Annotated in this window: 16 protein-coding genes; 8 read left to right on the top strand and 8 right to left on the bottom strand. The window is 63.2% G+C overall.

Annotated elements, in window-relative coordinates; translation table 11 throughout:
- Positions 1 to 49 precede the first annotated feature (49 nt).
- From N7E70_RS21500 to N7E70_RS21490, 3 genes are all read left to right on the top strand, one after another.
- A complete protein-coding gene (locus N7E70_RS21500; RefSeq protein WP_263007561.1) occupies positions 50 to 622 on the top strand; it encodes a TetR/AcrR family transcriptional regulator in 573 nt (190 codons plus the stop codon).
- Positions 623 to 897: 275 nt separating this feature from the next.
- The gene (locus N7E70_RS21495; protein WP_263007560.1) at positions 898 to 2,070 is read left to right on the top strand and encodes a helix-turn-helix transcriptional regulator; all 1,173 of its coding nucleotides are present in this window, start codon (positions 898 to 900) and stop codon (positions 2,068 to 2,070) included.
- Positions 2,071 to 2,280: 210 nt separating this feature from the next.
- On the top strand, positions 2,281 to 2,550 hold the full coding sequence (locus N7E70_RS21490; RefSeq protein WP_263007559.1) for a hypothetical protein: 270 nt from the start codon (positions 2,281 to 2,283) through the stop codon (positions 2,548 to 2,550).
- Positions 2,551 to 2,724: 174 nt separating this feature from the next.
- Here N7E70_RS21490 and N7E70_RS21485 read toward each other — a convergent pair whose 3' ends face one another.
- The 4 genes from N7E70_RS21485 to N7E70_RS21470 form a co-directional block, all read right to left on the bottom strand.
- On the bottom strand, positions 2,725 to 3,255 hold the full coding sequence (locus N7E70_RS21485; RefSeq protein WP_263007558.1) for an ATP-binding protein: 531 nt from the start codon (positions 3,253 to 3,255) through the stop codon (positions 2,725 to 2,727).
- 356 nt (positions 3,256 to 3,611) lie between these two features.
- The gene (locus N7E70_RS21480) at positions 3,612 to 3,887 is read right to left on the bottom strand and encodes a hypothetical protein (protein WP_067963662.1); all 276 of its coding nucleotides are present in this window, start codon (positions 3,885 to 3,887) and stop codon (positions 3,612 to 3,614) included.
- A complete protein-coding gene (locus N7E70_RS21475; protein ID WP_067963658.1) occupies positions 3,884 to 4,342 on the bottom strand; it encodes a hypothetical protein in 459 nt (152 codons plus the stop codon). The genes N7E70_RS21480 and N7E70_RS21475 overlap by 4 nt, the downstream gene beginning before the upstream one ends.
- 122 nt (positions 4,343 to 4,464) lie before the next feature.
- Positions 4,465 to 4,956 carry a hypothetical protein gene (locus N7E70_RS21470; RefSeq protein ID WP_263007557.1) on the bottom strand — a complete coding sequence of 164 codons (492 nt, stop codon included), beginning with the start codon at positions 4,954 to 4,956 and terminating at the stop codon, positions 4,465 to 4,467.
- 204 nt (positions 4,957 to 5,160) lie between these two features.
- Between N7E70_RS21470 and N7E70_RS21465 the strand changes: the two genes are divergently transcribed.
- Genes N7E70_RS21465 through N7E70_RS21450 form a run of 4 tightly spaced genes read left to right on the top strand, consistent with a single transcriptional unit; the run spans position 5,161 to position 8,702 of the window.
- A complete protein-coding gene (locus tag N7E70_RS21465; protein ID WP_263007556.1) occupies positions 5,161 to 6,381 on the top strand; it encodes an HlyD family efflux transporter periplasmic adaptor subunit in 1,221 nt (406 codons plus the stop codon).
- Entirely contained in the window at positions 6,378 to 7,550 is a 1,173-nt protein-coding gene (locus N7E70_RS21460) for an FtsX-like permease family protein (RefSeq protein ID WP_154387341.1), read from the top strand. The genes N7E70_RS21465 and N7E70_RS21460 overlap by 4 nt, the downstream gene beginning before the upstream one ends.
- Positions 7,551 to 7,552: 2 nt before the next feature.
- On the top strand, positions 7,553 to 8,278 hold the full coding sequence (locus N7E70_RS21455; RefSeq protein WP_067963645.1) for an ATP-binding cassette domain-containing protein: 726 nt from the start codon (positions 7,553 to 7,555) through the stop codon (positions 8,276 to 8,278).
- A complete protein-coding gene (locus tag N7E70_RS21450) occupies positions 8,220 to 8,702 on the top strand; it encodes a hypothetical protein (RefSeq protein ID WP_263007570.1) in 483 nt (160 codons plus the stop codon). Before N7E70_RS21455 ends, N7E70_RS21450 begins: the two co-directional genes overlap by 59 nt.
- Positions 8,703 to 8,853: 151 nt before the next feature.
- Here the strand turns inward: N7E70_RS21450 and N7E70_RS21445 are convergent, their stop codons facing one another.
- Both N7E70_RS21445 and N7E70_RS21440 read right to left on the bottom strand, forming a co-directional pair.
- Positions 8,854 to 9,615: a FadR/GntR family transcriptional regulator gene (locus N7E70_RS21445; RefSeq protein ID WP_263007555.1), complete on the bottom strand. Its 762-nt coding sequence runs from the start codon at positions 9,613 to 9,615 to the stop codon at positions 8,854 to 8,856.
- A 119-nt stretch (positions 9,616 to 9,734) separates the two neighbouring features.
- A complete protein-coding gene (locus tag N7E70_RS21440; protein ID WP_263007554.1) occupies positions 9,735 to 10,631 on the bottom strand; it encodes an NAD-dependent epimerase/dehydratase family protein in 897 nt (298 codons plus the stop codon).
- Positions 10,632 to 10,728: 97 nt separating this feature from the next.
- Between N7E70_RS21440 and N7E70_RS21435 the strand changes: the two genes are divergently transcribed.
- Positions 10,729 to 11,655: an NAD(P)-dependent oxidoreductase gene (locus N7E70_RS21435; RefSeq protein WP_263007553.1), complete on the top strand. Its 927-nt coding sequence runs from the start codon at positions 10,729 to 10,731 to the stop codon at positions 11,653 to 11,655.
- Positions 11,656 to 11,679: 24 nt separating this feature from the next.
- On the opposite strand, the gene N7E70_RS21430 is transcribed toward N7E70_RS21435, so the two are convergent.
- On the bottom strand, positions 11,680 to 12,447 hold the full coding sequence (locus N7E70_RS21430) for a FadR/GntR family transcriptional regulator (protein ID WP_182573621.1): 768 nt from the start codon (positions 12,445 to 12,447) through the stop codon (positions 11,680 to 11,682).
- 157 nt (positions 12,448 to 12,604) lie between these two features.
- Positions 12,605 to 13,591, bottom strand: a complete 987-nt coding sequence (locus N7E70_RS21425; protein WP_263007552.1) for a substrate-binding domain-containing protein — start codon at positions 13,589 to 13,591, stop codon at positions 12,605 to 12,607.
- Positions 13,592 to 13,597 lie beyond the last annotated feature (6 nt).

The following is a 13,597-nucleotide window of genomic DNA, read 5'->3' as shown; positions in this document are numbered from 1 at the left end:
ACATTGTCAAGGGCGTTCCAGCGACAAGACTGGAAGCGAGGAAACGTTGATGACAGTTGCTGTCAAATGTCCCCCGAGAGAGCGGATCATCGACGCTGCGCGCGACCTGTTCCGAAAGCACGGCATCAAGGGCATTGGTGTCGATGCCATCGCCGAGGCGGCCGAGAGCAACAAGATGACGCTCTACCGCCATTTCGGCTCCAAGGACGACCTGGTGTTCGTCTGCCTCAAGGAGGCGGCCGCCGAGGCCGACGCCTTCTGGGAGGGCATCAAGGCGGCCAATCCCGGGGATGCCAAGGCGCAATTGCGCGACTGGGTCCGCTGCGCCGGCGAATTCGTCACCGTCGAACATTGCAATTGCGAGCTCTTGGATGCCGCAGCCCAACTGGTCGAGATCGACCACCCGGCTCGGCAGTTCGTCGAGGAGCTTCGCAACCTGTACCGCGTGCGCCTGGTCGAGCTCTGCGAAGCAGCGGGTGCTGCCGACGCCGAGCTGATGGTCGATGCGTTGACGCTTCTGGTCGAAGGCGCCAGGACCAACTGGCGCAGCGCCGGGCCTGGCGGCGCGGCAACGCGCTTCGTCAAGGTCGCGGAGATGATCGTCGACGATTTTCTGGCCTAGCCTGGTGGCAGCTTTGGGCCGGATCCAGACAGTCCGATCAAGGCGCCTCGACATCCATGAGAATGTTCTGCGCAAATGGGGGCGCGGGACCGATCTGCAGCATGCGTTTTTCGGTCATGGGCACATGCAGCCGGAGCAGAAGACCGGCGGGCCGCCGTCTCGATCGCAACCTGTTCCAATGGAACGGCGCTGTGGGCCTCCCTCATCGCCTTCATCGCGGCGGACGCGGATTGCGTGCTTGTCCTCATCAATGGCATTTTAGCTGCCTCTGTAATATGGTTGTCACAATTCGGTTTGCTGACATCGGCATCCTGTCATCAGCAACCGATCCGCGCTCGAACCGATTGCGGTGGGCAATGCAGGCTGGGACCGATCCGAACAATCCTGCTTTGCCCTATGGCGAGGAGCCGGAAGGGTTCAGGCTCGCACGCATAGGCGACCTGCAGGATCTGGAAGGCGGCGTGTATTGGCCGCGGCTCCAGCCGCACTTCCTCAAGCCTCATTTCAAGCTGTTGCGCTATAGGATCCAGGAAAGGACCGGGGCCGACCGGACCCCGAAATTCTTTTCGGTCCGGGGCGCGAGCGGGGTCGGCGATCTGGATGTCGCCTATGTTGCGGATCGGCTCGCCGCGACGCTGACCGTCACCGGATCCGGCATACCCGACTACTGCCTCACCGCCGTGAGCAGGGGCGCCTTGAAGTTCGGCGGCGCGCCGGGCGCTCGGACAGTGCCTGGAATCGACCGCAGCGTGGGCCTGGTATACCGCGGCGAGCCCGGAACGACGCTGTCCGCGACCGGGAGCCACGAGCGACTTTCGGTTTGGATTCCTGCGACGAGCCTGAACCAGCGATTGGCTGCGTTGCTGGGTGGGCCCGTGACGAAGGACATCGCCTTTGAGCCGGTCTTCGACTGGGATGCTGTGCCGGCGCAGCGCTTGAGGCGCCTCATGGAGCTGATGGTGGAGGAGCTTCGCGCGCCGACACCCTTTGCGGGCAGCGAACTCGCCAGCCACTCCTTCATCGACCTCATGCTCTACACACTGCTGCGCGCACTCCCTCACAACCATTCGGATCATCTTGCCCGGGCAGGCAGCCCCGCTGTCCCGGGAATCATACGGCGGGCGGAGGCCTATATCCACGCCCATGTCGAAGAGCCCATCGCGCTGCACGAGGTGGCGGCGGCGGCGGGGTGCAGTGTGCGCAGCCTGCAGCTTGGCTTCCGGCGGTTCCGCGAGACGACGCCCCTGGAAGCGATCCGCCTCGCCCGCCTCGTCGCGGTGCGCGACGCGCTCAGGACCGGCGACATCGCGGGCACGGTCACCGACCTCGCCCTTCGGTTCGGCTTCACCAATCCCAGCCGCTTCGCGCACGACTACAAGGCGGCATTCGGTGAGGCCCCACGCGACGCCTTGCGTCGCGGTTCAGGACATCGACGACACAGCAGGTGAGGGCGGTTTGCCGCTTTCGCGATGTTTGCGCGATCTGTCCTGCTCTTTCGTTTTCCGCATAGAACGCAGCCTTATCGTAGCATTAACTTAGGCCTGTCGCGCTCAGTCCGGCTCTCTTGCCGTTGAGCAGCGCAGCCGCCCCTGCGGCTGCCAGGCAACCGACACTATGACACCAAGCGCAACTACCAGTTCGCTTAGGGAGGGCTGATCATGAAACGCGCGCTATCTGCACTTCTTGCATTGCCTGTACTTCTTGCATTGCCTGTACTTCTTGCATCGCTCGTACTGTCGCATGAGGCACAGGCGGATACGAAAACAGTTGTGGTCAAAAAGAAAGCGGTCATATCAGAGGAAAGCCCGCCGGCTCTCGACAAAAGGTCCACCGGATCGGTCAGGCCCGCTTTCGATGCGATCACAGAACCGGCCGATAAAACCGGCAAAGCCCCGTCCTATCCTCCAGCACTGTGGTTCACGTTCTAAGCAGCGCGGCGCGTCCTTTGGGGCGTGCGAACGACGTTTTGACACGTCGAGTTGACTGATGACGGCACGCGTCAGCTTCGCTGAGCGATGTGTCGCGCTCGCGCTGATCGACCACAGGGCGTTTGGCCTGCTGACCCCCGCGCCGATGGTTGGGGCGGCCGGTGGAAGCGCGCTTCATGCTGCAGCGAGCCGGCGCAGGATGTACTCCACCCGCTCATCGGCAGGCAATGGCGGCACGGTTTCGAGAGGGAAGCCGAGGGACCGGTACACGTCGATCAGCAACGCATGGATCCGGTGTTGTGCACCGGTGTCTTCGGTCCGCGCATAGTCCCTGGCGAGCGGCAGCGGGTCGAGGACGAACACCTTCCGGTAGGAGGCGGTTTTCAGCGCTTCGATCAGTTCCGGCTCCGGCTCGAGCGACAGGAAGCGGTAGTAGGCCAAGGCATCGGGCAGCGCGCGGTCGAGGAAGCAGACCTCGTCCGGGTCGAGCATTCCTTCCTGCTCGATCTGCATCTTGAGAACGCCCTTCTGGAACTCGCGCTGGTTGGCCCGTATCTCGGCGACCGTCCGTCCGGTAACGCGCTGCGTGTCGATGAAGTGCCGTGCGTGCTCGATCGTGGTGCGATAGCCACGCTTGGCGAGCAATTCGATGGTCGTCGTCTTGCCCGAACTCGGTCCGCCGGTGATCACGTACCAGTTTGTCATGGACGGCAGACTGACACGCGGCGGCGATCGCGCCCTTGATCGGGATCAATTGGCAGCACAGGCATCGTGCTGGTCCGGACCTTTCTTCCCAGTCCCGCGAGGCAGGCATGGTCAGCCATGCGAAACATGCCGAGACATATGCTCTGCAAGTCGGTGACTTCGAGGGTGACGCTTTTCACGCTCGGGCCTCGGGGTCGGCAGCCGAAGGTCGACATCATGCCGGCCGCCTTGTGGGAGAGGTGGTTGCAGTCGTCTGATGCTGTTCCAACCGCGACTGGACGGTCGCGGTTGGGTGGATGGCATGGAACTGCCGCTGCTGGTCATTGAGACCGCGCCGGCCCTGCGGCCGGCCCGTCTCACAGTCCGCGTGCCGCGACGGCGTTATGCACCGCAGCCACGATCGCGCCTGCAATGATGCCGAAAACGAGGCTGAAGAAAATGCCTTCGAGCCAAGCCTGGGGCGACGTCACGGGTGCGAGCGTGAACAGTCCTACCCAGGCATGCGTCACCTGCAGGCTGGGAAACAGCACTCCCACGAGCGCGCACAGGACGAACAGCACGATCAGCGCTGCGCTGGCCGCCATTGCCAGCCCCAGCATCGACAGCGTGCGTCTATTGACGATGTCGGTCATGGCATGTCTCCCTCAGCAGGGGCCTCGGGTGCGGGGATGTCCTTCTGCATCTGCCGCATCATCCGCATCATGTCCATCTGCATCATCTGCATGGACCGCATCATCTCCATCATCTGCATCTGCGGCGAGCCGCCGGCGCCTGGCTGCATCATCCCGCCACTCTGCATCTGCTGCATGAGTTGCAGGTGCATCTGCATCATCGTCATCATGTGCATTTGCATCATCGGTATGGCTGCTCCCCCGCCGCCCTTCATCATGCCCATCATGTCCGGGCATTGGGCCGTCGCGTTGGCTGCGGGCGGGGCAGGAAGCTGGGCAATGTTGCCTGCCGGTGTCCCGGTCGTGGCAGAGGGGGTATCGGCCCCCTCGGGGTGATGCGGGTCGGTCTGGGCGATCGCAGGATTGGCGAGGCTGAGGAACAGCGCCGCCATGAACAGGGGCCTGGTAACGCGCATGGGTCTTCTCCCTTTGCGTTGTGCTGGATTGAATGGGTGGTGACGAGACGCCGGACAACGGTGCAATGCAGGGCAGTGCGCGGGTGAGAAGCGAAACGCCGCGGCCGTCAAGGTCGCTTGTGTCAGCCGAGGTCGCGGGGCGGATGGCGGTTGACGAGCGGATCGATGCCGTGGAGGCATTGCGCTCCTGCCAAGGTCCAGGTCCGGTGCGCGGAACCGGCAAAGCCGGGCGCGTCAGCCGGCGCCACGAGGGCAATGCCGCTGCAATGCGCCAGGCTTGAACAGCAATCGGCGAACCGATCATCGCACGGCTCTTGCCCGTCGGCGTCGTGCGCGATCGATGCAGGATGGACGATGGCCAGATGGTGCAGTTGTTCGACGGACGTGCCGGGCAAAGCGGCAACCGCCGCAGCGCCGACGCCAAGCGCCAACGCCAGGCTCAAAATCAGCGCCGTCGCCAGAAGCCGGAGTTCATCGCACAACCAAACCATGTTGACACGATAAGGCCATCCCGCAAGCTGTCCTTGATCGAAATCAAAATCGCGTCGCCGGACGTTCGAGCTTGCGGCCGGCCGGTTCGAGCCGCACGCCGGTTTTGGCGGCGAGGTCATCATAGCCAATGGCCTGGTCGCGGCGGTCGGGATCGTCTGCCTTCTCAAAAATCGTTCGTTTCCGCGTTTTCGTGCGCTTGCTCTGCGTCAATTCGGATCCGCAGGCCAGGTGATAGGCTGGCGTCGGATTGTGGTGCCTACGCGCCGTCTCGCACGCAAACTGGACAAAGCGTCGGCCACTCGCCGGACGCAGAAAAAGGAAGGGATATGTCAGCAACGCCGGGCAGCGATCTGCCCATGGATCTAAAGCTTGCGGATGGCATGCCGCGTCGCAGCGGCCGGTGGTTCCACAAACGATATTTGCTCGTCCTGCTGATACCGGTCTTCATGTTCTTGGGCGGCGTCCTGGGTATGTACTTCCAGCCCGTACCCCTCCAGAAATTCTATGAGATTACCGGGCTGACGCCGGGTGCGGGATCAGCCTCGCCAATCGCGCTGCCTCCCAATATCGAGTTGCCGGCGCAGTTGGCCGAAACGATGCTGCCGTCCGACGTCGTGGGGCTCGCCCGCGTGATACCGCGCGGTGACGTCTCGATCGTTGCAGCGCCTTACGGGGCCGGAGATGCCAGGCTTTCCGAACTGCTCGTCGGTGTCGGCGATTGGGTCGACCGGGGCACGCCACTGGCGCGCCTGGACAACCGCGACGCACTCGAAAGCGCCGTTCTTCTCGCTGAGGCAAATCTGGCGGTACGTCAGGCTGCACTGCTTCAGACCCGCAGCACCGTCTTGTCGAGCCGCGACGAGGCGCAGGCGACGCTCGACCAGGCTCGCTCCAATCTGCGTGAAGCCGAAGCCAATCTCGATCGCACCGGGAAGCTTGCCGGTAGCGGGGTTGCGACCGGCGCTACGCTCGATACGGTGCGCGCGGCCGTCCAGGGTGCCGCGCTCAGCGTGACGCGTGCCGAGGCAACGCTCGCCCGTTTTTCCTCGGTTCACCCCGACGAGCAGCCGGACGTGGTTGTCGCCGGCCGCAACGTTGCTGCCGCCGAGGCCGATCTTGCCCGGGTGAAGCTCGACACGCAGCGGGCGCTCGTTGTCGCGCCTATTGCAGGAACGATCCTCGATATTCACGCGACGCCGGGGCAGCGACCACCGACGGAAGGGATCATGGAGATGGGTGACACCAGCCAAATGATGGCGGAGGTCGAGATCTATCAGGACCGGATTGCCAGCGTTCGAGCCGGCCAGCCGGTGGAACTGGTCGCCAGCGCGCTGGGGCGGACATTGCTGGGAACGGTGGAAAGCATCGGCCTGACTGTTGGCCGACAGGGCCTCATCTCCGACGATGCCGCCGCGAACACCGATGCGAGGGTCATTCGCATCCTCGTGGCTCTTGACGCCTCGTCGACGAAGCTGGCTTCGGGCTATACCAACCTGGAGGCTATTGCCCGCATCGACACGTCAGCGGCGACACGGGCCGCACGATGAGCCGCCTGCTGCAACGGCTCTTTGGGCGGCTCCCTATCGGCTGGTTGCAGCTGACCCATAATCGCACTCGCTTCGCGGCTGCGATCGCGGGTGTCGCCTTCGCCAACGTACTGGTCTTCGTCCAGCTCGGCATAATGAACTCGATGGCCGTTGCGACGCTCAGACCGTATGAGTTTTTTCGGGCCGACATCATCATTTCGGCGGCCGACGCCAATGCGATCGCGGACGGGGGGAACGTTGCCCGCCAGTGGATGCTGCAGGCGCTGGCAAATCCGGACGTCATCGCAGGCATGGGCCTCTTTGTCGCCAATGTGCCCTGGGACCGCGGACAGACGGACATCAGCCTCACAACATTCGGGATAGATCCGTTCAAGCAGGACTTCATCTCGCCCAAGATTGCGGCCGACCTGAACCTGCTGCAGGTGAACGACGCGGCGATCCTGGACAGGCTCGCGCGCGGAATTACGCGAGACGAAGCTGTCGCCATCCGGCCGCAGACGCCGCTCTCCTTCGAGACTGACGGCCGCACCATCAAGGCCTACAACACGTTTTCCGGCGGTGGAGGGTTCGGCGGCGACGGCTACATGCTGGTCTCCGACCAGACCTTCCTGTCGCTGTTTCCCGCGCGAAGCTCGGCCGCGCCCGATCACATCCTCCTGCGCACGAGACCCGGCACGTCAGTGGACGAAGTGTCGGAACAGCTGCGCGGCCAGATCTCGGATTCCTCGCTGCGCATCCGCAGCTATGCAGACGCGATGGCCGAGGATTTGCGGTACCAGCAGACGCGACGTCCAACCGGCGTGATATTCGGGTTCGGCGTCTTTATCGGCATACTGGTTGGCCTGATCATCATCTATCAGGTACTCTCCACCGATGTGGCGGACCACTTGCGGGAATACGCGACCTTCAAGGCCATGGGATATGGCTCGCGGTTCTTTCTGGGCATCGTATTCGAGGAAGCGTTGATCCTCGGTGTCTTCGGCTTCATCCCGGGCCTGATCGTCGGCACGACAATTCTGACTGTAATGGCAAAGGTGACGACGCTGCCGCTATCGATGACGCTCGTTATGGCGGCTTCTGTCTTCGTCGGAACGATCGCAGTTTCGTCCCTGTCGGGCGCGATCGCCACCAGACGCGTCGCAGCCGCAGATCCGGCGGACCTCTTCTGATCATGGAAACGCCAGATCGCGACGTCATCGAAGTCCGTGGGCTTAACCACTGGTTCGGCATAGGCGATGCCCGCAAGCAGGCGCTCTACGATCTCAATTTCGCGATCGAGGCTGGAAGCTTCACCGTGCTCATGGGGCCATCCGGCTCCGGCAAGACGACGGTGCTTACCCTGCTCGGTTGTCTTCGCGGCGTGCAGGACGGATCTGTGCGCCTGCTCGGGGAGCAACTGAACGGTGCCCGTGAAACCACGCTGATGACGCTGAGACGGCGCCTCGGCTTCATTTTCCAAGCGCACAATCTGCATGAGAGCCTGACGGCCTTGCAGAACGTGATCATGGGCGTTCAGGTTCATGGTGATGTTTCGGATGAACTCGCACACAAGGCAGCGGTCCATGTCCTTGAACTCGTGGGCCTGTCCGATCGAATCAACTATCTGCCCGCCAACCTCTCGGGCGGACAGAAGCAACGCGTGGCCGTTGCCCGCGCACTCGTTGGCAACCCGGCACTCGTGCTGGCTGACGAGCCCACCGCCGCGCTCGACGCCGACAGTGCATCCGAAGTCGTGGATCTCCTCAAGCGCCTCGGCCGCAGCCGCGGCACGACCACTCTCCTTGTCACCCACGACAGCCGGATACTCGAACGCGCAGACCGTATCCTTGTGCTGGAGGATGGTCGAGTTGTCTCTGATACGGCACCACGAACAGCGCAGAAACGACACCACCCCTGACGCTTTTGGCGCCCTGCGCGGTCCTCTCATGAACTTGAAAAGACAAGTTTCAGTATCCGATCGCGGGCAGCTGAACGACCGCAACGGGGCGCATTGCCGCCGAAGCTCGTCGGCCGATGAGAAGCCGCTTTGTGATGTGGTTGTTTCGGCGGCATCCGGCCGCCGCAGGCCTGAATGGCAGAGTGATCTCAGCTGGACAAGCCTAGCCCTGCCATCCTTCTGCGCCGGCCTTGTCGCGGAGGTCGAACATCCACAGGCCGCCATCGTCGACATGAGGCCGATGATAAGGACGGTCGGCCGGGATGGGCTCGAGCTGCACGCCGGTTTCGTCGGCGAGGTAACCGACGGCCTGGTCGCGGCGGTGCGGGTCGAGAGGAGGTCGCGCCGGGCGCTGCGCCGGGCCGGGTCGTTCATCTTCAGATGATAGAGGTTGAGCCCGCTGCGTTATTCGCGGAAGCCGGCGTTCTTTGGATACCAGAGATCATGCAGTCCGGTGTCGATGCGTTCGGCCGGGTCGAAGGTCCGGAACAGGCAATGGCGGATCTTGGCGCCAAAGAGCGAGGTGACTGCAGCCCCTATCTTGCTCGTCGAGCGATGATCTCATCGGTATTCGCCAGAAGCTTGCGGACCGCGTTGCGCGCGGCATTCGGCTTCTGCAGCCGAATGCACTTCTCGATGTTCTCGTGCAGTTTCTGCGCGCGCAGCAGGCTGCTGTCCTCGCGGGTCACGTGAACGAACAGGTGGTTCAAGGCAGATTCGATCAGGACACCGAGCGGCACCAGAAGGTCGTTGCCCGAGGCGCGCAGGATTGCCACGTGAAAGCGTGTGTCGGCCTGTGTCCGGTGCTGCAGCGAAGCGGCATTGCCCATGTCGTGAAGGGCCTGGCTGATTTCAGCCATCTGCGCTTCGGTCCGGCGCTCGGCGGCCAGTGCCGTCGCTTCCGGCTCGATGATGTGGCGGAACTCCTGCACCGTCCTGAGAAAGCCTTCGCGGTCGGGCGAGGCGGCGTACCAGCTCAGGACGTCGCGGTCGAGCAGGTTCCAATGCTCCTTGGGCTCCACCCAGCTGCCGATCTTGGGGCGGGAGGCCAGCAGGCTCTTGGCCATCAGCATCTTGATCGCTTCGCGCACCGCGGAACGACTGACATCGAAGATTTCGGTCCACTTGGCCTCGTTGGGCAGGATCGTTCCGGGGGGATAGTCGCCGCGAACGATCCTGAGGCCGATCTCGCTGGCAAGGGAGGTATGTACGCTGGCGCCCGAAATACGCGTGGCGTCGGTTCGGCGGCTCGCCAGCGGCTTGTCGGTGATGAGTGCGTCTGTCGGCTTCGAGGCCATTGGTCTTCCTGTTGTCGTCTTCCTGTTGTCGTCTGGCCGATGCTGGAATTTCGGGCCGCCTTCGCAACAGAGTGGTGCGCCATCCCAAGTGTCAAGCGTCGCTTCCCGGCGCCGGCCAATCAGTTTTGCGAGACGTATTTTCGCCAGCTGTGCTGGCTGCGGAAACCCAGGACCTCCTTGGCCTTGCGATTGGACAGCAGCGTTTCGAATGCGCCGAGTTCATGCTTCAACGGCACGCCGGGATAGAACCGCTCGAGCAGCTCTTGTGTCGGCAGGTCGGACGAGGTGTCGTCATTGGCCGCGTTGAAGACCTGATAGCCCAGGCCGTCGGTCTTGACCGCGAGGTCGGTGATCTGACCCAGGTCACGCGCGTCGATGTAGCTCCAGGCGATGCGCTTGCGGAAACCCGGATCGGCAAACCACTTCGGAAACAGCTCGTATTCGTGCGGCTCGATGACGTTGCCGATCCGCAAGGCATAGATGTCGAAGCCGCTGCGCAGTGCAAAGGCCCGTGCCGTCTTTTCATTGACGACCTTGGAGAGGGCATAGCTGTCCATCGGATCGACGTCATAGTCCTCATCGAGCGGAAAATAGTGCGGGTTTCGCGGCTCATTGGCGAAGACAAGACCATAGGTCGTCTCGCTCGAGGCGATGATGATCTTGCGGATGCCGAGTTTCACCGCCGCCTCGATGACGTTGTAGGTGCCGAGCGCGTTGATGCGGAACAGCTCGTTATCAGGTGTGAGCATGATCCGAGGAATGGCGGCGAAATGCACGACGGCGTCGACGGGCTGCGGCCGCAACGACGGGTCGAACTCGTGCAGCCCCATATAGCTGGTCAGCGCGTTGAAGAGCTGGCCGCTGTCGGTGATGTCGGTGATCAGCGTCCGGACCTTTGGATTGTCGAGCGGCCTGGCGTCGAGATTGAGAACTTGATGCCCCTGGTCGACAAGGTACTGGACGACGTGGCGGCCGGCCTTGCCGCTGCCGCCGGTAAAGATGATCCGCTTCGACATTTTGTCCTCCACATTCTGCCAGATCATTGGATATTGTCAGACAATATCATCGGTGACGACTGCGCCGAATTCAACCTGCGACCGGAGGGTAGGGAAGATGGCTAACAGCACCAGATCAACCGAGCAGATCGGTTTCATCGGCCTTGGCCTGATGGGGCATGGCATTGCCAGGAACATCGTCGACAAGGGCTATCCGCTGACCTTCCTCGGCCGCAGGAACCGCGGCCCGGCCGAAGACATGATCGCCCGCGGCGCCGTCGAGGTCTCGACCGCGGCCGAGGTTGCCGCCCGCTCGACCGTCATTTTTGTCTGCGTCACCGGCTCGCGGCAGGTCGAAGACGTCGTCCGCGGCCCAAGTGGGCTGAAGCAGGCGCTGAAGCCGGGTTCGGTGGTTGTCGATTGTTCGACGTCCGACCCGGTGTCGACGATGGCGCTGGCAGCCGAGCTTGCCGCTGTCGACGTCACATTGGTCGACGCACCGTTGAGCCGCACGCCGAAGGAGGCGTGGGAGGGCACGCTGGACACGATGGTCGGCGCTTCCGATACGATGTTTGCCCGGCTGAAACCGGTGTTCGACACCTGGGCCGGGCGTGTCGTCCATGTCGGCCAAACCGGCGACGGCCACCGGATGAAGCTGTTGAACAATTTCCTGTCGCTCGGCTATGCAGCACTTTATTCCGAGGCGCTCGCCCTGGCCGGCAAGGTCGGCATCTCGCCCGCCCGCTTCGACAGCGTCATCCGCAACGGCCGCATGGACTGCGGTTTCTATCAGACCTTCATGCGCTGGACCCTCGAAGGGGATCGCGACGCCCACAAGTTTACGCTGGCCAATGCGGTCAAGGACCTGACCTATCTCGAATCGATGGCCGATTCCGTCGGCATGGTGAACCCGCTGGGAAATGCCGCCAAGAACGCGTTTGCCGGCGCCGTCGCCGCCGGCGGAGGCGAACGCTACGTGCCGATGCTGGCGACACATATCGGGCAAATCAACGGCGTCGACCTGGCGCCGCCGGAAAAGAGCTGAGTGAACCCGTCGCGGAACAGGCGTCTACCGTCCCGAGCGGGCGATCACGTCGTCGGTGTCGGCCAGCAGCCTGTGCACGGCGTTGCGCGCCGCCCTGGGGCGCCGCAGCCGGATGTTCGTCTCGATCGCTTCATGCAGGCTCTGGGCGCGTTCGTCCCTGATCTCCTGCGTCACGAAGGTGAAGAGGTGATGGAGCGCGGATTCGATCAGCACGCCCAGCGGCACCAGAAGGTCGTTGCCGGATGCACGCAATATGGCAAGGTGAAAGCGCGTGTCTGCCTGGGTGCGTTCCTGCAATGATGTCGCCTGGCCCATGTCGCGACAGCTCTGGCTGATCTCGCCCATCTGCGCCTCGCTGTGGCGTTCCGCGGCGAAGGCGGCGGCCTCCGGCTCGATGATGTGGCGGAACTCCTGCACTGTGCGCAGGAAGGCTTCGCGATCAGGCGAGGCTGCATACCAGCTCAGCACATCACGATCGAGCAGGTTCCAGCGATCCTTCGGTTCGACCCAGCTGCCGACCTTGGGACGCGATGCCAAAAGGCTCTTTGCCATCAGCATCTTGATCGCCTCGCGCACGGCCGAGCGGCTGACATCGAAGGTCTCGGACCACTTCGCCTCGTTCGGCAGGATGGTGCCAGGCGGATAGTCGCCGCGCACGATCCGGAGGCCGATCTCGCTGGCGAGCCAGGCGTGTACGCTCGAGCCGCTCATGCGCGCGGCGTTGGGGCGACGCATCGCCGGCGGGCGGTCGGCGACCGTTTCCTCAGGCCTTTTGGACGTTCCGTCTGCCATCGACCGAGTTGATCTCTGCTGGATCAATTCCGTTCTGATTGGTGCAGCAAAAGCCGGCTCGGGCGGCGGAACCGTCCGCGCGCGACATCAACCGCGCAGGCTTGTCGGAGCGCCGGCGAGCCGGGCGCTCCGAACTGCACCTACTTCTGGCCTGCACCTATTTCTGGATACAGGTATCGACCGTGTCCTTGGTGCACTCGTCGAGGCCGGTGAAGACCGGATCATCGACCGTCTTGCCTTCGATCAGGTCGATCATGACACTCGGTGCCTTGTAGCCCATTTCGAACGGCCGCTGGCCGACCAGCGCAGTGACGAGGCCCTCCCTGGCAATCGCCACTTCGTCGCCGATCGTGTCGGCAGCGCCGATGACGAACTCGTTCTTGGCGATCTTGTCGGCCATCGGCTTGAACAGGTCGCGATAGGGCTGCGGGGCGCCGAACAGAGGCCAGCCGCCCATGATGCCGAAGGCATCGAGGTCGGGATTGGCCGCAAGGATGTCGGTCATCGCCTGGACGCCCTTGGCGCCGTCGTCATTGGTGAAGACAGGGCAGCCGGCAACCTCGGTCCAGCCGCCTTCACCCTTCAGTTCGGTCAGGCCCTTCTGGCCGGTCAGCGTGTCGCGCATGCCCTGGGCGCGGCGCAGGATGTTGTCGGCGCCCGGATTGCCTTCGATGGTGCAGATCTTGCCGCCACTGGGCTTGGCTTTCTTGATGTATTCGCCGATGCGCGCGCCCATCAGGTAGTTGTCGGTGCCGAGATAGGTCTTGCGCAGTGCGGCGTCCTCGGCGGCGAGATCGGCGTCCAGCGTCATGACCGGAACAGTCGGGTTGGCGGTCTTGATGGTCTGGGCGATCAGCTTGGCGTTCGACGGCGAAATGGCGATGGCGGCGGTGTCGGCCTTGCCCAGCATGTCCTGGACGATCTGCGCTTCGCCAGCCTCGTCCGACGTCGATGCCGGACCGGTGTAGAAGCATTCATATTCCGAGCTGGCGTTTTCCTTGTTCCACTTCTGGCAACCCTGGTTGATGGCTTCGAAGAACGGGTTGTCGAGGCCTTTGACGACGATGACCAGCTGCTTCTTGGCGAACGCGTTTCCAGCGCTGAGTGCCAGGACAGCGGTAGCAAGCAATAATGCCTTCCTCATTGTTTC

It is taken from the genome of Aminobacter sp. NyZ550 (assembly GCF_025628925.2).
Lineage (GTDB): Bacteria > Pseudomonadota > Alphaproteobacteria > Rhizobiales > Rhizobiaceae > Aminobacter > Aminobacter ciceronei.
This window is presented reverse-complemented; position numbering and strand designations above follow the sequence as displayed.